This window comes from Aeromonas sp. R7-2, from assembly GCF_040908105.1.
Classification (GTDB): domain Bacteria; phylum Pseudomonadota; class Gammaproteobacteria; order Enterobacterales; family Aeromonadaceae; genus Aeromonas; species Aeromonas caviae.
The window spans coordinates 19,895-39,059 of the sequence record NZ_JBFODC010000029.1 but is presented as its reverse complement, the minus strand read 5'-3'; the positions used below and the strand labels follow the sequence as shown (position 1 = coordinate 39,059).

Sequence of the window (19,165 nt, the reverse complement as noted above, 5' to 3'; positions counted from 1 at the left end):
TGAAGCGCCCCTGGTTTTCTAGACACTTTGTTGCTGAAAAATAAACTGCCTTTCAAACTCTACCGGCGACAGCCCATCATTGGAACCATGACGCCTGATTGGGTTGTAAAACATCTCGATATAATCAAACACATCGCTGCGGGCTTCGTCTCTTGTCGCGTAAATCCTGCGCTTGATCCGCTCCCGTTTGAGCAACTGAAAGAAGCTCTCGGCGACCGCGTTGTCGTGACAGTTACCCCGTCGGCTCATGCTGCAACTCAGGTTGTGGGCCTTCAGAAAGTCTTGCCATTCACCACCGGTAAACTGGCTGCCCTGATCCGAATGCACCAGTACCGGCTGCTTGGGTTTGCGCCGCCAGACGGCCATCAATAACGCATCAACCGCCAAGTCTGCCGTCATGCGTGACTTCATCGCCCAGCCGACGATCTGGCGAGAGAACAGGTCGAGCACCACCGCCAGGTACAGCCACCCTTCTTGAGTGCGAATGTAGGTAATGTCAGTCACCCAGGTGATGTTGGGGGCTGGCACCTTAAACTGACGTGCCAGCGTGTTTGGGGCAGCTTGCGTGCTCTTGCCTCCATAATGCCCCTTGCGGCGTTGATAGCCCGTTTGCGAACGCAGTCCCTCCCGCTTCATTAATTTGGCCACACGGTGCTTGCCGCAGGCTTCCCCTGCGCCACGAAAGTCGCGATGGATCTTGCGATAACCGTAGACAGCACCACTTTCCAGCCAGGATTGCTTGACCAATCCGGTCAGTCGTTCGTCCTCCTGCTGTCGTGGCGATGTGGGCTGTTTCAACCACGCGTAGAAGCCACTTCGGTGAACCCCCAGGGTCTGGCACAGGGTAACGACACTGTACCGGTCGAGTCGGGAGGTTATGAACGCGTACCTTTCCTTGACTCGCTGGCAAAGTACGCGGCGGCCTCCTTTAGAATATTGCGCTCCTCGGTGACCTGGCGCAGTTCAGTTTTCAGGCGGCGGATCTCGGCTTGCAAGGCAGACTCTTCTATCTGCTGGTCAGCAGGCTTACCGTACTGCTTGAGCCATGCATACAGGCTGTGGCTGGATACCCCGATGGCACGTGCAACGTCAGCCACCGGCCGCCCGCGCTCGGTGATTTGTTTAACGGCTTCGATTTTGAATGTTTCTGGATAACGCTGACGGGTCATAACACCTCCAATAGTTGCCTCATTTTAAGGCTGTGAGGTGTCTAGGGAACTGGGGGCGATTCAATCGGCGCTTTGCGCACCAGCTTGTCGCGCTACCAGGCCGAGCTGTCAGAAATCCGGGCAATTCTGGCGCTGCGCACCCTTTCCAATCTGGAGTACCGCGCCGCCGAGCGAATCCTGCAGGTTTCTATCGAAGCGAGTATTGGCGTGGCAAAACACTGGGCCAAAACGCTGGCAGGCCATACCCCACAGGATGCCTATCAGGCATTCGAGTTCCTTGTCCTACGTGGTGAGCTATGCCCCGACACTCTGATCTGTTGGAGCAAGCTCATTGGCCTTCGCAATACGCTGGTGCACGACTATCTGAATATTGACCCCCGAGATAATTCTCAGTGTGATTACTCCTGGCTATAGCGACCAACTGTTTATGTTTGCAGAGCAAGGTCTCGACTGGTTGGCTGCCCATATTGATTGAAACTTCGACATCATCTCCCCCCGTTTGCTGTTCTCTTACCCGCTATAGGGGATAAATGTTAGATACCGCCTACAGCGTGTAAGTTACATTTACCTCCTATAACAGGTAAATATTGATATACCTGCCATAGCGTGTAAATTGGAAGAAGGCACGCTACCAGGTTGTCGAATCATGAAAGTAACCAGCGCCAAGCAGCTGAGCGCCTGTATCAAGGATGCCAGGCTTTCTCAAAAGCTCTCTCAAGGCAAAGTGGCCGAGAAAGTGGGGATTAGGCAAGACACAGTCTCCAGCTTCGAGCTCAATCCTGAGTCCACCAAGCTGGAAACCCTGTTCAAGATCCTCGCAGCACTCGAATTGTCAGTGGATATCAAACCCCGCAATGAGTCATCCGAGAGTCCGGCATCGGGCTGGAAGGAGGAGTGGTAATGGCCAATCTGGCTGTCTACATGAACGGCTATCGGGTAGGCACATTCACCAAAACTACCAGCGGTGCCCATCAGTTTCAGTACCATGAGTCATGGCTAGCACAACCGGGCAGCCGTCCGATCTCACTCTCCATGCCATTGCGCCATCAGGCCTACCGGGGCGATGAAGCCTATAACTTCTTCGACAACCTGCTGCCAGATAATACGGAGGTGAGGAACAGGGTTGTAGCACGCTATCAAGCGGCATCAACTCAGCCCTTCGATCTGCTCAGTTGCATTGGCCAGGATAGCGTAGGGGCATTACAGCTGGTTACCGAAGGACACGATGTTCCAGATGTCAGGCGAATCGACTACAAGGCCCTTTCCGATGACGAGCTCAAGCAGATCCTGACCAGCTACAAATCAGGAATCCCTTTGGGGATGGTCAGGGAACAAGAGGAGTTTCGGATCTCTATCGCCGGGGTGCAAGAAAAGACTGCGCTGCTCTATCTCGATGGCCTTTGGTACCTGCCACTCAACGCAACGCCGACAACCCACATTATCAAACTCCCTATCGGCAAGATTGAAAGCCACTCCTACTCGATAGACCTCTCCCAGAGCGTAGAAAACGAATATCTCTGCACTCTGATTGCCAAGGAGTTTGGTCTACCCGTACCTCACTGCTTCATGATGCAGGTTGGCCAGGTCAAAGCACTGGCTGTTGAACGCTTCGACAGACGTTACGCTGCCGATCGCAGTTGGATAATGCGCCTTCCCCAAGAAGATTTCTGTCAGGTATTGAATGTTCCGTCAGCACGGAAATACGAGAGCCATGGAGGACCAGGGATCACTGACATCATGGAAACCTTGCTGGGCTCTGCGACACCAGAACAGGATCGCTACCTGTTCATGAAATCTCAGGTCCTGTTCTGGCTGCTGGCAGCCACCGATGGCCATGCAAAGAACTTCTCGGTCTTTATTGAACCGGAAGGGCGTTTTCGCCTGACCCCTTTTTACGACATCCTATCTGTCTATCCAGTGTTTGGCGGCCGAGGCCTCAACCGAAGGGACGCCAAGCTCGCTATGGGCCTAGCAAGCAGCAAGGGAAAGAAGTACTCCATTGAGCAGATATTCCCGCGTCATTTCTTCCAAACGGCAAAAACTGTGGGATTTGAGCGTTCTGCTATGGAAGAGATCCTGACAGAACTGGCCAACTCCGTTGATGATGTTATTGAGCGCGTTACCCAGCAATTGCCAGCAGACTTCCCCGATACCATCAGCAGCACCATTCTAGAGGGCCTAAAAGCCCGCTCAGCCAGGCTGATAAAGGGTTGGGATTAAATTGGCGGTATGTGGGATGACTGCACGGTTAGCCAAACTACCTATGGGAAACTTGCACGGTTCGAAGAGTAAAGCGGCTTTCCAGGCACCGGACGATGCTATAGTCGGTTCAAAATATGTTCAAAACTCACCTAAAAGGCGGCTTTGACTGCGTGTGGTGGCATCGCGTTGATTCATATGGGAAGGCTGCACGATCGAGAATGGACTATGTGGGAACGCTGCACGATGACAGAAACCCGTGAGCGGCCTCTCAATATGCTGTTTTAGTTACTTTTACCCCAAGTGGCCCCCGAAAAGTCACTAACATATTGAAGATAATAAATTATTTACATTCTGCATCGGCAAGTAAATCCGCAGAGCAGGCAATGAAAAGCCCGGGTTCATCCCGGGCTTTTTTGTGCGCTTTTCATCCACCAACCTAGAGGCGGCGCAGGCACCACATGAAGTAAGCGCCCCCTAACAGGGTGGAGACCAGACCGACGGGCACCTCCTGGGGAAAAAGGATCTGCTGGCCGATCCAGTCCGCCGACACCATCAGCAAAGCACCACAGCCTGCGGCGCCGCGCAGGTGCCAGCGCGCCCTCACCAGCCCCATCAATCTGGCCAGGTGCGGCGCCAGCAGACCGGCAAAGGAGAGCGGGCCTATCACCATGGTGGCACTGGCGGTGAGCACGGCCACCAGCAGCAGGATGGTGAGCTGGGCACGGCCGAGATGGATCCCCAGAGCCGTCGCTACCGCAGGCCCCATGGGCATGAGATCGAGCCAGCGGCTCACCAGCAGGCAAGCTGCCAGCATCAGCAGCGCCAACACCACCAGGGCAAGGGCCACCGGCTGGGTGACGTAATAGGTGGAGCCGGACATCCAGGAGAGCAGTTGCTGCACCCGCAGGTCGCCGTTGGCCAGGGCGATGGCCTGCAACGGCTCGAACAGCGCCGTGATGGCGATGCCAGACAGCAGTATCCGCTCCGGCTGGAAGCCGTTGCGCCGGTTGATAAGTACCAGCAACAACAGGCAGGCGAAGGCGCCCACCAGCCCCCCCAGCAGCATCATGGGCAGCGGCAAGGCGGGCAGCAACAGGGCCGCCGCAATCACCCCCATGAAGGTGCCACCGCTCACCCCCAGCAGCTCGGGGCTCGCCATGGGGTTGTTGCTGACTCGCTGCAACAGGGTGCCAGCCAGCGCCAGCAACACGCCTGCGGCACCCGCTGCCAGCGTACGCGGCAAGCGCCACTCCAGTTGGGCCTGCCACCGCAGCCAGCTCGGCCAACCCCAGCCGCCCATCCCCTGCCCAAACAACAGGGAGGCGATCACCGCCGCAGCCAGCCCCAACACCATCAGGCCGACAAGGCGGGTCGGCGCCGGATGGCGGGCCAACTGCAGGGAGGAGTTTGCCTTAGGCGCACTCTGCTTGATACCAAGACGCGGGATCAGCCAGAGCAGCAGCGGCGCCCCCAACAGGGCCGTCATGGCGCCGGTCGGGATCAGCACAGGCCAGAACCAGCTCAGGGTCTGCAGCAGCAGATCGGTGGCCGCCAGCAACAGGGCGCCGAGGATGGGTGCCCACAGCAGCCGCTGGGCCAGTTTTCTGACCCCCAGCAGCCGCACCATGGCGGGCGCCGCCAGCCCGATAAAACCGATCAGCCCCACCACGCTCACCACGCAGGCGGTGACGAACACGGCGAGACCCAAACCAGCCAAGCGCAAATGTTTGAGGGATACCCCCAGGCTGCGAGCGCTGGCATCGTCCAGCTCCAGCACTGCCAGCGGGCGCACCAGCACCACCGCCAGCATCGCGGCCAGCAGCAACCGTGGCAGCAGATAGCCGACGCCGCTCCAGCTGTTCTGGGCCAGAGATCCGCTCCCCCACACCAGCAACCCTTTGAGCTCCTCCTGGAAGAACAGCAGCAATCCCATGCTGATGGCGGCCAGATAGAGGTTGATCACCAGCCCTGCAAAGACGATGACCACGGGATTGAGCTGACGGCGCCAAGCCAGGGCGAAGACCAGCCCCATGGCCAGGCTTCCCCCGGCCATGGCGATCCACTCCCGCCCGATCAGCAGCCAGGAGGGGGCGAGCAGGGTCACCATCATCAGCGCCAGCTGGGCGCCGGAGGCCACCCCCAGGGTGGTGGGCGAGGCCAGGGGATTGCGCAGCACCTGCTGCATCAGGGTACCGGCGAGCCCGAGGGCGGCACCGGCCAGCAGACAGATGGCAAGGCGCGGCAGCCAGCTGAAATGGACCACCGCCTGGCGAGCATCGTCCAGCTCGGGGGAGAACAGGGCCTGCCACCAGAGCGCCCCCGGCAGTTGACGCGACAGCTCGGCGCAAGCCAGCCCCAGTGTCAGCACCAACAGGCAGAGACCCGGGCGCAGCAGGGGCGAAGAAAGAGAAGAGCTCATTGATTTGATCCCCCGGTTGCTCTGTGGACAGCCTGCTCCCGCAAGGCACCGTCCAGCAGGGTGGCGAAGCGGCGGGCCGCCAATATGCCACCAAAACTCCATGTCGCAGGCAGATGGATCACTGGATTGTTCTGTACCAGCGGGAGATGCTGCCACAATCCAGGCTCCTGAAGTTTTTCACCAACTCCTACGGGCACGGGGTCCACCACCACCAGCCTGGCATCCGGCATCCCGAGAAACTGCTCCAGGCTCGCGACCGAGAATCCCCAGGCATTGGTCTCTCCCTGCCAGGCGTTGCGAAGGCCGAGGCGCTGCATCACTGCCTCGAACAGGCTGCCACGGCCAAACACCCGCACATGGCGCTCATCGATGAACTGCACCACCAGCAAGGGGGGCAGATCGGCGGGCTGCGCCGCCTGCATCTGTGCCAGATCCTGCTCCAGTGCGGCGAGCTGGCGTTCGGCCTCCGCCTCTTTGTTGACCAGGGCAGCTATGGTCAGGGTCGCTTCCCGCAGTCGCTGCCACAGATCGGTGCCCGGTTCATACAGGGCGATGGAGTGCACCGGCGCGATGCGGGAGAGAGTCGGCGCCAGGGGGGCCGCCAGCGGCGAGATGAGAATAAGATCCGGTTTGAGCTCCGCCAACAGTTCCCGGTTGGGCTGGGCACGCAGCCCGATATCGATCACCCCGGCAGGAAGCTGGGGTTCACCGACCCAGGCGCGATAGGGGGCCACATCCCCCACCGCCATCGGGGTGACCCCCAGAGCCAGCAGGGTCTCGGCTATGGTCCAGTCCACTGTGGCGATGCGAGGCGTGGCGCTGGTGGCGTCGGTGGCGGTGACAAGCTGCCCGGCCTCCCCTGCCAGGGGCAGCAGCAGACTGAGCAGACAGGGCGCCATCTTCAATAAACGGTTCAAGAGCGGTCCCCGGTCAGACGATGGCGATGGCGTGGTCATGGGCCGGATGGCGAATGACCTCCATGGGGATGCCATAGATGGCGTTCAGGGTCTCCCCTGTCATGATCTGTTCGGGCTCGCCGTGGGTCAGCAGACGGCCGGAGTGCAGCGCCACCAGCCGATCGCAGAAACGGGAGGCCATGTTGATGTCGTGAATGACGATGATGACCCCGAGGTTGAGCTGGCGGCTGAGCTGCTTGACGAGCGTGAGCACCTCCACCTGATGGGCCACGTCCAGGGCGGCCAGCGGCTCGTCCAGCAGGATGAAACGGCTCTCCTGAGCCAGCAGCATGGCGAGCCAGACTCGCCCCCGCTCACCGCCGGAGAGGGTATCCACCAGCCGATCGGCAAAGCGTTCGGTGTGGGTCAGGGCGATGGCACGCTCCACCTGACGGTGATCTTCCGCTCCCATCCGGCCCAGCAGTCCGCGCCAGGGGTAGCGCCCCATCTCCACCAGTTCGCGGCCGAGCAGGTTTTCGGCACTCGGCAGGTGCTGGGGCAGATAGGCCACCTGACGGGCAAACTCCCGGTGGCCCCAGGCAGACAACGGCTGGTCATCGAACAGGATCTCCCCGCCGCTGTGGGGTTGCTGGCGCGCCAGCAGCTTGATCAGGGTCGATTTGCCCGACCCGTTGTGGCCGATGAGGCCATAGACCCGACCTTGCTCGAAGCGAAGGCTGGTGGGGTGCAGCAGCGTGCGGTCATTGACCGCGAAGCTGGCGGATTTCATCTCGAACATAAGCAATTCCTGTGCTGGCTTGCTGCCAGTCTCATCGGTGCCAGCATCAGGCCGGCACCTTGCCATCCAGATGGGCGACCGCATCCCGGCTCACCTGCTCGCGCTGCTCGCCGGTCAGTTCGGTGAGACGGCCCTGGCGCATCTCCAGCAGGCGATCGGCCAGAGAGAAGTAGTGATCGTCGTGGCTGATGGCGATCACCGTCTTGCCCATCTCCTTGAGGCGCGGCAACAGCACCTGATAGAAGATGCGGCGGAACTGGGGATCCTGATCCGCGGCCCACTCGTCGAACAGCATCACCTCCCGCTGCTCTGCAAGGGCCAGCAGCAGGGCGACCCGCTTGCGCTGGCCCTGGGAGAGGTCGATATCGGCGATGAAGCCATCCTTGATGGTAAGCTTGCTGCCCATCTGCAACCGCTCAAGCCACTCGGCGACCAGCGCCTCTTTCGGCTCGGGCCCCAGCAAATGCTGGAACAGGTGGTAGTCGGTGAAGATGGCGGAGAAGAGCCCCAGATAGCCGTTGCGATCGGTGACCGGCTCCCCATCCAGCAGGATCCGGCCAGAGACCGGTTGATAGAGCCCGGTCAGCAGCATGGCCAGGGTCGACTTGCCGGAGCCATTGCCACCGATGAGGAATATCTGCTCCCCCCGCTCGATCACCAGATTGATGGGGCCCACGGAGAAACCGCCCTCCCCCTGGTAGTGAAAGCTCACCTGCTCCAGCTCGATGCGCTGCCAGGGGCGAGGCGCAGGCGGCAACGGGAACGCCTCGTCCGGCTCCGCCAGATTGAGGGCAGCTATCTTGTCGAATGCCACCTGGGCGGCGATCAGGGTCGGCAAGGCTCCGATCCCTTGTAGCAAGGGAGTGCGCAGGAACAGCAGGGTCAGGGCGAAGGTGGCGGCCACATTGGTGTTGGCCCAGCCCAGCCCGTTGGCCAGGAAGAAGACCAGGCCGATGGCACCCAGCATCATGATGTTCGACCAGTTCACCGCGCTCAGGTGGTAGGTATCGGCGCGGATGATCTGCTCCCGGTAGTCCCGGGCATTCTGCTCATAGAGCTGGTGGTAGACGAAGTGGGCACGCTCGCGGTTGAGCGCCAGCTCCTTGCACCCGGCGATGATGGACTGGTAGTTCTGGTAGAGCCTGTCTTCGGCCTGGCGCATGTGCGCCAGGTGGCGATAGACCCGGTTCACCAGCAGCCAGCCCACCACCATGGTCACGGTGACCCAGAGGGCGGTAACACCGAGCAAGGCGGGAGAGAGCAGGCCAAGGTAGATGATGGAGCCCAGGGTGAGCACCAGACCCTGTACCAGTTCCGGCAAGCGCACGAAGGCGATGGTGATCTGACCGATGTCGCTGGAAAGGGAGGCCAGGAGCGGCCCCTGCCCTATTTGACGCAGACGGGCGACGTCGGTATCCAGCAGTTGCTTGAGCAGGCGGCCACGCAACCGGTAGACGAAATGGTGACCCAGGGTGGTCAGGGCCAGTTGGGATCCGAGCGTGATCACCAGCAGCAGCAAGACCAGGCCGACAAGCTGACCCAGGATCGGCAGCGGATCCCCGACTGATTCGATAAGTGATTGATTGATGAAGGCAATGACGCCTATCCCGCTGACAGCACTCAGCAGGCTGAGCAGGGTAATGGCGATGAAGGGCCAACGGTATTGGCGATAAACCAGTGACAAGAGTTCCATGACAGGCCTGTAGATGAATGGAAGGAGGGCGGGAGCCTTCGCCCCCGCCCGGCCTGTCGCTTACCAGCGGTAGTTGACGGTGCCGACTATGCTGCGCGGCTCGCCGTAGTAGCAGTAGTAGTCGCAGCTCGCCACATAGGTGTCGTTCAGCAGGTTGTTGACGTTGATCTGGGCACGCCAGTTCTTGGCAAAGTCATACCCGATCATCGCATCCCATACAGTGTGTGCCGGTACCTTGGCGGAACCATAGATGGGGGTGTAGTCCGCATTCACCGCGCCGATGCCGACGCTGGAACCCACATAGCGCACGCCGGAACCCAGCTCAAGACCGGATACCGGGCCCTGCTGCACCTTATAGTTGCCCCAGAAGGAGGCCTGGTGGCGCGGGATCAGGCTCGCACGACGATCGCCGTTGCCGGTGTCGTTGGTCTTGGCATCGGTATAGGTATAGGCAGCGGTCAGGCGCAACGCCTCGGTGGCCTGCACGCTCCCTTCCAGCTCGACCCCCTGGGAGGTCACTTCACCGGCCTGGGTCTGCTGGCCGGAGCCGGTAGAGACCAGGGAGTTGGTCTGCTCCAGATCGAACAGCGCCAGGTTGATGTAGCCATCGAGGAAGCTGGGTGCGTACTTGATCCCGGTCTCGTAGAGCTTGCCTTCCAGCGGCTTGTAGGAATTGCCGGTGTTGGGGTCTATCCCCGGCAGCACTTCGAAGGATTCCGCATAGGCGAAGTAAGGGGAGAGACCGTTGTCGGCCAGGTACATCAGGCTGCCGGAGAGAGAGAGGTTGTCGTCGTACTGTTTCTCGTTCTTGCTCTTGGCTTCGCTGATGTTGTGGGTTTCCACGTAATCGAAACGACCGCCCGCGGTCAGCAGCCAGCGATCATCCCAGCGGATCTGGTGCTGGGCATAGAGGCCGCTCTGGCCCTTGGTGCTCTTCTGGTGGGTCGCGGTGGATTCATCAAAACCGGGGAAACCGCTGTAATCCGGGTTCATGGTGTTGATGGCGCCCATGCCATAGTTGTCGGCTTCCTGGCCTTCATTGACATGGCGCTGCAGATCCACCCCCAGCAGCAGGGTCTGCTCCGTGCTGTCGGTGTTCCAGTAGCCCACCATCTGGTTGTCCATGGTAGCGCTCTTGGTATCCCCATCCCGGTAGACCAGGCCGCGGTAGGCGGTGGTGCCTTCATAGGTCGGGAAGATATAGGTCTGGCGCAGCAGCAGATCGTTGTAGTTGAAGCGAACGTTCTGCTTGAACTCCCAGGTCTGGTTGAGCTGGTGGGCCAGCTCGTACCCGGCGGAGATCTGGGTATTGCGATTGCGATCGTAATCCGGCTGGCTCAGGTTGGTGGAGGGATCGATCTGGCCGCCGGAGGTATTCAGGGTGCCGTAAACCGGGAAGAAGCCGTTGGTCGGCACCCCTTCATCGTGCTTGAAGCTGGAAAGCAGCGTCAGCGTGGTGCGATCCGAAATATCCAGGGTCACGCTCGGCGCCAGATAGGCGCGCTCGTTGTAGGTGCCATCCAGCACGCCGTCCCGCTCGTTGTAGAGGGCCACCAGACGATAACGGCTGTTGTCGGTAAGGGTGTCGGAGACATCCACCCCGACCTGGCGCAGATCCCGGTTGCCCAGTTGCAGGTTCACCAGTCCCTGCGGGGTCGCGGTCGGACGCTTGCTGATGGCGTTGATGACGCCTCCGGGAGGGGCTTCGCCATACAGAATGGAGGCCGGGCCTTTGAGCACTTCCACGCTCTCAAGGCCGAAGGGCTCCGGGGTCCAGACATAGTAACCGGTGCTGAACAGGCGGTTGCCATCCAGGTAAGAAGCCGCATCGAAGCCGCGCACCTTGAACCAGTCAGCATCCGTGTCCGAACCATAGGACTGGGACAGGACGCCGGAGCGATAGCGCAGGGACTCGTCTAGCTTGAGTACGGCGTGCTGGTCCAGCTCTTCGCGATTGACCACGGAGACGGCACGGGGGGTCTCTGCCATGGGGACCTCGACCTTCATGGCGGTCCCGGTAACGACCATGGTTTCGCCCGCCTTGGGCAACTCTTTATCCGCCTGTTCCGCCGCCAACACGGGCAGGGACGCCAGCAGACAGGAGAGCGGCAGCAGCTGTGCGCCTCTCTTTCGCATCACGGCATTCGGGGTATTTTTTTGCGCAATCATATAAGTGTCTCAAATATCAATAAGTTATGTTTGATTTCTTATTATGGGTGCCCAATTGGACCGGTCAGCCCGGCGCCTCAGGCGAATAAAGCAGCGCCATGCTACTACAGGTGCCGTGATCGAATCGATTCAATAATTGCTAATCATTTGCATCTGCATTGTTAATTAATGTTTTGAAGTGTCGTTTGACAACGAAAGGTGCGATGAGGTCGCAACAGGCGGAAAGAAGGCGCCACGACGGCCACGAGACCGGTTTTGGCTGCAAAAAAGTGGACAGGATCCTTATCCCCAAGCTTTATCCATATTTATCCACATGCTTTGGCGGTAAGATCCCCCCTCTTCACTTTTTCGATGACATCAGGATCCATTCCATGGCCAAACTCAACCTCGTCGTCGGCTCCATGCTGGGGGCCTCCGAATATGTCGCAGATCATGTGGTCGGCCTGCTTGAACAGGCGGGCCACCAGGCGGAGATCCACAACCCCGCCAGCCTGGCCAGGATCCTGACCGAGCCAGAAGCCATCGTGCTGGTGGTCACTTCCACCCATGGAGCGGGGGACGTACCCGACAATCTGCAGCCCTTTGCCCGGGATCTTGCCGAACAGCAGCCGGATCTCGCCGCCTTCAAGTACGGAGTGATCGCCCTGGGGGATCGCAGCTATGACACCTTCTGCCAGGGCGGCAAGACGCTGGATCGGCTGCTGGCCGGGTGCGGTGCCAGCCGACTGGGGGATCTCCTGGAAATAGACGTGACCCAGCACGAGATCCCCGAAGATGCCGCAGAAACCTGGATCCACGACTGGATGACCTTGATCGGCTGATCAGGACCAGGGAGATCCGGTCACGACCCCCGATCTCCCTGGTTATCCCCAGATCCCTATCCACCAGGTTATTAACAGGTGGATCCGGATAAGTTTTTCCCGAGAGCTCCCCACATGAGCTCGGATAATTGTGTATAACTTAGGTGCTAAGCTCTGCAAAACCTATAGTTATTCATGTATTAGATCTTGTCGACCATGTATCTGTGCATAAAAACCCATGTTATCCCCCCGTTCGCCCCCTCTGGATCCAAGCTTTTCCACAAGCAGCGATCGACCTTAACCGAATGATCTTTATGATCAAAAATGCCTTATCAACAGAAGTCGCGGATCCTAATAAAAGATCCAATAAAAGATCGATCTAAAGATCCTTAAGATCTATTTAACCGATCCCTGATCCATACTGATCCTGAAGTAGACGTTCCCCTCCGGATGCTAAACAGATAGAATGATCCGCCCTTCAGACCAGGCAAACAAAGATCTTCAGGCGTGCAGATCAAGGTGATCCCCAATGCAATACCATGAACAATTTGATGTGATCGTCGTCGGTGGCGGTCATGCAGGAACCGAAGCAGCAACAGCGGCAGCCCGCATGGGTCTCAATACCCTGTTGCTCACCCACAACATAGATACGCTGGGGCATATGTCCTGCAATCCGGCGATCGGCGGGATCGGCAAGGGACACCTGGTCAAGGAAGTCGACGCCCTTGGCGGGATCATGGCGCAGGCCATCGATCTCGGCGGGATCCAGTTCCGCACGCTCAACTCCTCCAAGGGCCCTGCGGTGCGGGCTACCCGTGCCCAGGCGGATCGCCTGCTGTACAAGGCTGTGGTGCGTCAGACACTGGAGAACTACCCGAACCTGAAGATCTTCCAGCAGGCCTGCGACGATCTGGTCATGGACGGGGATCGCGTCGCCGGGGTCGTTACCCAGAGCGGGATCCGCATCAGCGGCAAGACGGTCGTACTGACCGTTGGCACCTTCCTCAATGGTCTGATCCACATCGGCATGGAGAACTACAAAGGAGGTCGCGCCGGGGATCCTCCCTCGATTGCCCTCGCCCAGCGCCTGCGTGAAATGCCGCTGCGCATCGATCGCCTCAAAACCGGCACGCCACCACGCATCGATGCACGCACCGTCGATTTTTCCGTGATGCAGCAGCAACATGGTGATGATCCTCGCCCGGTCTTCTCCTTCATCGGCAACGCCAGCCAGCATCCCCGCCAGATGCCTTGCTACGTGACCCATACCAATGAGCAGACCCACGAGGTGATCCGCAACAACCTGGATCGCAGCCCCATGTACGCCGGAGTGATCGAGGGGATAGGCCCACGCTACTGCCCGTCGATCGAGGACAAGATCACCCGCTTTGCCGACAAGACGGCGCACCAGATCTTTGTCGAACCGGAAGGCCTGACCACCCACGAACTCTACCCGAACGGGATCTCCACCAGCCTGCCGTTCGACGTACAGGTGCAGATCGTCCGGTCGATCCGTGGCTTCGAGAATGCCCATATCACTCGCCCTGGCTACGCCATCGAGTACGATTTCTTCGATCCGCGGGATCTCAAGGCCAACATGGAGAGCAAGTGCATCGAGAACCTCTTCTTCGCCGGCCAGATCAACGGCACCACCGGCTATGAAGAGGCCGCTGCCCAGGGCCTGATGGCCGGTCTGAACGCGGGTTTGCGCGCCCAGGGCAAGGAAGCCTGGCACCCACGCCGGGATCAGGCCTACATGGGCGTGATGATGGACGATCTCTCCACACTGGGGACCCGCGAACCCTATCGCATGTTCACCAGCCGTGCCGAATATCGCCTGCTGCTGCGGGAAGACAACGCGGATCTTCGCCTCACCGCCATCGGCCGCGAGCTGGGTCTGGTGGATGATCATCGCTGGAGCCTGTTCAATGCCAAGGTGGAACAGGTGGAGCAGGAACGTCAGCGCATGCGCTCGACCTGGATCCACCCGCAGCATCCGTCTCTGGAGGCCGTCAACGCCCTGGTCAACACTCCCCTGACCCGGGAGCAGAGCCTGGAAGAGCTGCTGCGTCGCCCCGAGGTGACCTACGATGCCCTGATGGCCATCGAGGGTGTGGGGCCTGCATTGACCGATGCGGCTGCCGCGGATCAGGTGGAGATCCAGATCAAGTACGCCGGTTATATCGAGCGTCAGCACGACGAGGTGGAGAAACAGCTGCGCAACGAAAACACCCTGCTGCCGCTGGATATGAACTACCGCGATGTGAACGGTCTCTCCAACGAGGTGATCGCCAAGCTCAACGATGCCAAGCCAGAGACCATTGGTCAGGCGTCCCGCATCTCCGGCATCACCCCTGCCGCCATCTCCATCTTGCTGGTGCACCTGAAGAAACACGGCCTGCTGCGTAAAACCGCCTGAGGAATTCCCCGTTGGACAACATGCTGCAAAGATTGAACGGCCTGCTCATGCAGGCCGGAATTGTTATCACCGAAACCCAGAAGACCCAGTTGGTGCAGTTGGTCGAGTTGCTGCACAAGTGGAACAAGGCTTACAATCTCACCTCGGTGCGAGATCCGGACGCCATGCTGGTCAAGCATATCCTCGACAGCCTGGTGGTGAGTCCTCACCTGCACGGTGAACGCTTCATCGATGTGGGAACGGGTCCGGGTCTGCCCGGACTGCCGCTGGCCATCATCAATCCGGACAAACAGTTCGTGCTGCTCGACAGCCTGGGCAAGCGGATCAACTTCATCCGCCAGGTGATCCTGGAGCTGGGGTTGACCAATGTGACCCCCGTCAAATCCCGGGTGGAGGAGTATCAACCCGAGACCGGATTTGATGGTGTACTGAGCCGGGCTTTCGCCTCCCTGGAGGACATGCTGAGCTGGTGTCATCATCTGCCGTCACCCGAGGGCAGCTTCCTGGCGCTCAAGGGACAATACCCCGAGCAGGAGCTGGCACAGTTGCCTGACAGCATTCGTCTGGTTGCCACCCACAAGCTGGTGGTGCCGGAACTGGAAGGCGAACGCCATCTGCTGGAGTTTAAAGCCATCCAGCCCGAATAGGGCCGCCGCATTCATTTAGGGGACAGTGTGGGAAAAGTCATTGCCATAGCCAACCAGAAGGGTGGAGTGGGTAAAACCACCACCTGTGTGAATCTGGCCGCCTCCATGGCCGCTACCCGGCGCAAGGTGCTGGTGATCGATCTGGATCCGCAGGGCAATGCCACCATGGGCAGTGGCGTCGACAAGTACGATGTCGAACGCACCGCCTATGAACTGCTGATCGAAGATGCCCCCATCGGCGAGGTGATCATCCCCGAAACCTCGGGAGGCTATCACCTGATTGCCGCCAATGCCGACGTGACCGCGGCAGAAATCCGCCTGATGGAGTTTTTTGCCCGCGAGATCCGCCTGCGCAACGCCCTGGCCTCGGTCAGGGACAAGTACGACTACGTCTTCATCGACTGCCCGCCTTCTCTCAACATGCTGACGGTGAACGCCATGGCCGCCGCCGACTCCGTGCTGGTGCCCATGCAGTGCGAATACTATGCGCTGGAAGGACTGACCGCCCTGGTGGACACCATCAGCAAGCTGGCAGCCGTGGTCAATCCAGAGCTGAAGATCGAAGGGGTGCTGCGCACCATGTTCGATCATCGCAACCGGCTGGCCAATGATGTGTCCGATCAGCTGAAACAGCATTTCGGGGACAAGGTCTATCGCACCATCATTCCCCGCAACGTAAGACTGGCGGAGGCGCCGAGCTTTGGCGCGCCAGCCATGCACTATGACAAATCATCGGTGGGGGCCAAGGCCTATCTGGCCCTGGCTGGCGAGATCCTGCGCCGCCAGGAACAGGAGTCCCAGCCGTTCACCGCAGATCGAGAGAGCATATGACGCCGAAGAAACGTGGGCTGGGCAAGGGGCTGGACGCCCTGCTCAGCACCAGCACGGCCGCCCGCCAGAAACAGGTGATGAGCGACCAGCGCACCGAACAGGCCATGGCCCCGACCAATCAGGGCGAGCTGCGCAAGCTGCCGGTGGAGTGGTTGCAGTCCGGCAAATACCAACCGCGCAAGGATATGTCCCAGGATGCGCTGGAGGAGCTGGCCAACTCCATCCGTGCACAAGGGGTGATCCAGCCCATCGTGGTTCGCTCCATCGGTGAAAACCGTTTCGAAATCATTGCTGGTGAACGCCGCTGGCGCGCCTCCCAGCTGGCCCGTCTCGAAGTGGTGCCCTGTCTGGTCAAGGATGTCGCCGACGAGGCGGCCGTCGCCATCGCACTCATCGAGAACATCCAGCGTGAAGATCTCAACGCCATCGAGGAGGCCGTCGCCCTCCAGCGCCTGCTGACGGAGTTCGAACTGACCCACCAGCAGGTTGCCGAGGCGGTGGGCAAGTCCCGCACCACGGTCACGAACCTGCTGCGTCTCAACCAGCTCAACGAGGACGTGAAGCGCTTCGTGGAACACGGCGACCTCGACATGGGGCATGCCCGTGCCCTGCTGGCCCTGAGCGGCCAGGCCCAGTCAGAGCTGGCCAAACTGGTGGCCCAGAAGGGGCTGACAGTGCGAGATACCGAGAAGCTGGTGCAAAAAGCACTGGAACCGGCAAAAACCAGGGTTGAACCCGTCCGCGATCCGCAGTTTGGTTATCTCGAGCGCCAGATTTCTGAAAAAATTGGCAATCAGGTGCAACTTCAGCCGGGCAAGAAAGATAGCGGCAAGTTAGTAATAAGTTACGATAACTTGGCAGATTTGGACCGGGTATTGGGCTATTTTGGCCTGTCAGAATCGTGATTTTTACGCTTTTTGTAGTAATAAAACATCCATTACTTTCGATATGAACATAACCTTAATTTCGCGCGGAAAGCCGCAAAAATTAAGGATTTTTGCCATGTTGCAATAGCCGTCTTCACGGGTATAATTTGACCGGCTTTTCGAGCTGTGAACCTGGGGTCTTCGGATCCCGATTTTTTACAGTTCTGTAATGTTCAGGGGTAGGTTGGTGAAGCAGAAAATAGCCTTGGAAGGTTTGACGCTGGCCTTGGCTATGCTCGTTTGTCAGCTGGTCCTGATCCTGGCGATCGCCACCGTCTGGTTTTATCAGGCGGGAGAGTTCGCCGGACAGTCCTCTCTCTACGGAGGGGGGATGTACTGGGTTCCTCAAGCCCTGTTCACGCTCTGGGTTCTGCGCCGCAAGGTGACGAAAGAGAGCGTAGGCCTGGTTTTGCGGGACTTTTATGGTGGGGCAGGGATTAAGCTCATTACTACAACAGGACTTTTCGCCCTGCTGTTTGGCGCCGGGATTGAGGTCGACACCGCCTCGTTCTTCGCCACTTATATCCTCGCCCTCGTTGTACAGTGGATAGTTTCATTCACGCTTAACAACCACTATTAGGAAAACTCATGTCTGCAACCGGAGAAGTCCTGACTCCTCAGGGATATATCTCCCACCACCTGACCCACCTGCAGGTAGGGTCCGGGTTCTGGACGGTGAATATCGATTCCATGATATTTTCCGTCGTGCTAGGCGCCCTGTTTATCTGGTTGTTCCGCAAGGTTGCCGTCAAGGCCACCAGCGGTGTGCCCGGTAAGCTGCAGTGCTTTGTGGAGATGCTGGTCGAGTTTGTGAATGGTAACGTCAAGGACATCTTTCATGGTCGCAACAAGGTCATCGCACCTTTGGCCCTGACGGTGTTCGTGTGGATCTTCCTGATGAACTTCATGGACCTGATCCCCGTTGACTTTATCCCTCACGCTGCACAGTTGATGGGTGTTCCCTATCTGCGTGTGGTTCCCTCTGCTGACGTTAACATCACCATGTCCATGGCTTTGGGCGTGTTCTTCTTGATCCTGTACTACAGCATCAAGGTCAAGGGTATCAGCGGGTTCGTGAAGGAGCTGACGCTTCAGCCTTTCAATCACCCTGCTGCCATCCCGGTTAACTTCATCCTTGAAACCGTCACGTTGATTTCCAAGCCTGTTTCATTGGGTCTGCGACTGTTCGGCAACATGTATGCTGGCGAACTGATCTTCATCCTGATTGCGGGTTTGTTACCCTGGTGGTCACAGTGGATCCTGTCCGTGCCTTGGGCAATCTTCCACATCCTGATCATCACTTTGCAGGCGTTTATCTTCATGGTTCTGACCATCGTCTATCTGTCGATGGCGCAGGAAGACCATGGTTGATGCAACTCAAATAATCCTTTTTATACAATCAATTACATCTAAATAAATGGAGATCCTCATGGAAAACTTGAACATGGACCTGCTGTACATCGCTGCTGCAATGATGATGGGTCTGGCGGCTATCGGCGCCTCCATCGGTATCGGTATCCTGGGTGGCAAGTTCCTGGAAGGTGCAGCTCGTCAACCTGACCTGATCCCTGTTCTGCGTACCCAGTTCTTCATCGTGATGGGTCTGGTGGATGCGATCCCGATGATCGCCGTTGGTCTGGGTCTGTATGTGATGTTTGCGGTTGCCTAAGTCATTACGACTCACGCAGAACCCATTAACTAACTAAAGAGGACATCGGCTGTGAATATCAACGCCACCCTCCTCGGCCAAGCAGTTGCTTTTTTCATCTTCGTAGTGTTTTGCATGAAGTACGTATGGCCGCCGCTGATGGCTGCCATCGAAGCCCGTCAGAAAGAAATCGCTGACGGCCTCTCTTCTGCAGAGCGTGCCAAGAAAGATCTGGAGCTGGCCAAGGCCAACGCCACCGATCAGCTGAAAGAAGCCAAGCTTCAGGCTGCTGAAATCATCGATCAGGCCAACAAACGCAAGGCCCAGATCATTGATGAGGCCGCTGTCGGAGCCCAAGCTGAGCGGGAGAAAATCCTGGCTCAGGGCCGTGCAGAGATCGAAGCTGAACGTCATCGTGCCAAAGAAGAACTGCGCAAGCAGGTTGCTGCTCTTGCCATCGCGGGTGCAGAGAAGATCCTGGCACGCCAAATCGACCAGGCTGCCAACAGCGACATCGTCGACAAACTGGTAGCAGAACTGTAACGGG

Annotated in this window: 18 protein-coding genes; 12 read left to right on the top strand and 6 right to left on the bottom strand. The window is 58.8% G+C overall.

All coding sequences use genetic code 11. The features are described 5' to 3' along the window. Positions 1-18: 18 nt before the first annotated feature. A protein-coding gene (locus AB5Y47_RS12815) for an IS3 family transposase (RefSeq protein WP_102948979.1) occupies positions 19-1,169 on the bottom strand; the annotation gives its coding sequence in 2 pieces (ribosomal slippage) (positions 19-932 and positions 932-1,169; 1,152 coding nt in all). A gap of 84 nt (positions 1,170-1,253) precedes the next feature. Here AB5Y47_RS12815 and AB5Y47_RS12810 point away from each other — a divergent pair. The 3 genes from AB5Y47_RS12810 (at position 1,254) to AB5Y47_RS12800 (ending at position 3,389) form a co-directional block, all read left to right on the top strand. Further along, positions 1,254-1,583, top strand: a complete 330-nt coding sequence (locus AB5Y47_RS12810) for a DUF86 domain-containing protein (protein ID WP_216823871.1) — start codon at positions 1,254-1,256, stop codon at positions 1,581-1,583. A gap of 232 nt (positions 1,584-1,815) precedes the next feature. Next, positions 1,816-2,070 carry a helix-turn-helix domain-containing protein gene (locus AB5Y47_RS12805; protein ID WP_017410478.1) on the top strand — a complete coding sequence of 85 codons (255 nt, stop codon included), beginning with the start codon at positions 1,816-1,818 and terminating at the stop codon, positions 2,068-2,070. Next, on the top strand, positions 2,070-3,389 hold the full coding sequence (locus tag AB5Y47_RS12800) for a type II toxin-antitoxin system HipA family toxin (protein ID WP_049637213.1): 1,320 nt from the start codon (positions 2,070-2,072) through the stop codon (positions 3,387-3,389). The genes AB5Y47_RS12805 and AB5Y47_RS12800 overlap by 1 nt, the downstream gene beginning before the upstream one ends. A gap of 418 nt (positions 3,390-3,807) precedes the next feature. Here the strand turns inward: AB5Y47_RS12800 and fhuB are convergent, their stop codons facing one another. Genes fhuB through AB5Y47_RS12775 form a run of 5 tightly spaced genes read right to left on the bottom strand, consistent with a single transcriptional unit; the run spans position 3,808 to position 11,347 of the window. Continuing rightward, a complete protein-coding gene (gene fhuB / locus AB5Y47_RS12795; protein ID WP_368220287.1) occupies positions 3,808-5,790 on the bottom strand; it encodes a Fe(3+)-hydroxamate ABC transporter permease FhuB in 1,983 nt (660 codons plus the stop codon). Continuing rightward, positions 5,787-6,689 carry an ABC transporter substrate-binding protein gene (locus AB5Y47_RS12790; protein ID WP_049637230.1) on the bottom strand — a complete coding sequence of 301 codons (903 nt, stop codon included), beginning with the start codon at positions 6,687-6,689 and terminating at the stop codon, positions 5,787-5,789. The genes fhuB and AB5Y47_RS12790 overlap by 4 nt, the downstream gene beginning before the upstream one ends. 31 nt (positions 6,690-6,720) lie before the next feature. Then, complete coding sequence (locus tag AB5Y47_RS12785) at positions 6,721-7,485, bottom strand: ATP-binding cassette domain-containing protein (protein ID WP_049637211.1); 765 nt, start codon at positions 7,483-7,485, stop codon at positions 6,721-6,723. A 46-nt stretch (positions 7,486-7,531) separates the two neighbouring features. Beyond that, positions 7,532-9,178 (bottom strand): multidrug ABC transporter permease/ATP-binding protein, encoded by a 1,647-nt coding sequence (locus tag AB5Y47_RS12780; protein ID WP_049637210.1) that lies wholly within the window; start codon positions 9,176-9,178, stop codon positions 7,532-7,534. Between the two features lie 60 nt (positions 9,179-9,238). Further along, complete coding sequence (locus tag AB5Y47_RS12775; RefSeq protein WP_216944867.1) at positions 9,239-11,347, bottom strand: TonB-dependent siderophore receptor; 2,109 nt, start codon at positions 11,345-11,347, stop codon at positions 9,239-9,241. 371 nt (positions 11,348-11,718) lie between these two features. On the opposite strand from AB5Y47_RS12775, the gene mioC reads away from it, so the two are divergent. The 9 genes from mioC (at position 11,719) to atpF (ending at position 19,161) form a co-directional block, all read left to right on the top strand. Further along, a complete protein-coding gene (mioC, locus tag AB5Y47_RS12770; protein WP_039040628.1) occupies positions 11,719-12,168 on the top strand; it encodes an FMN-binding protein MioC in 450 nt (149 codons plus the stop codon). Between the two features lie 508 nt (positions 12,169-12,676). Then, on the top strand, positions 12,677-14,566 hold the full coding sequence (gene mnmG / locus AB5Y47_RS12765) for a tRNA uridine-5-carboxymethylaminomethyl(34) synthesis enzyme MnmG (RefSeq protein WP_010672271.1): 1,890 nt from the start codon (positions 12,677-12,679) through the stop codon (positions 14,564-14,566). Between the two features lie 20 nt (positions 14,567-14,586). Further along, a complete protein-coding gene (rsmG, locus tag AB5Y47_RS12760) occupies positions 14,587-15,213 on the top strand; it encodes a 16S rRNA (guanine(527)-N(7))-methyltransferase RsmG (protein ID WP_010672270.1) in 627 nt (208 codons plus the stop codon). A 27-nt stretch (positions 15,214-15,240) separates the two neighbouring features. Then, entirely contained in the window at positions 15,241-16,044 is an 804-nt protein-coding gene (locus AB5Y47_RS12755) for a ParA family protein (protein ID WP_042016124.1), read from the top strand. Beyond that, complete coding sequence (locus tag AB5Y47_RS12750; protein WP_010672268.1) at positions 16,041-16,949, top strand: ParB/RepB/Spo0J family partition protein; 909 nt, start codon at positions 16,041-16,043, stop codon at positions 16,947-16,949. The genes AB5Y47_RS12755 and AB5Y47_RS12750 overlap by 4 nt, the downstream gene beginning before the upstream one ends. Before the next feature lie 190 nt (positions 16,950-17,139). Then, on the top strand, positions 17,140-17,550 hold the full coding sequence (locus AB5Y47_RS12745; protein ID WP_010672267.1) for an ATP synthase subunit I: 411 nt from the start codon (positions 17,140-17,142) through the stop codon (positions 17,548-17,550). A gap of 8 nt (positions 17,551-17,558) precedes the next feature. Continuing rightward, entirely contained in the window at positions 17,559-18,341 is a 783-nt protein-coding gene (gene atpB, locus AB5Y47_RS12740; protein ID WP_010672266.1) for a F0F1 ATP synthase subunit A, read from the top strand. A 58-nt stretch (positions 18,342-18,399) separates the two neighbouring features. Beyond that, on the top strand, positions 18,400-18,639 hold the full coding sequence (gene atpE, locus AB5Y47_RS12735; protein ID WP_010672265.1) for a F0F1 ATP synthase subunit C: 240 nt from the start codon (positions 18,400-18,402) through the stop codon (positions 18,637-18,639). 51 nt (positions 18,640-18,690) lie between these two features. Continuing rightward, a complete protein-coding gene (gene atpF, locus AB5Y47_RS12730; protein WP_010672264.1) occupies positions 18,691-19,161 on the top strand; it encodes a F0F1 ATP synthase subunit B in 471 nt (156 codons plus the stop codon). Positions 19,162-19,165: the final 4 nt, after the last annotated feature.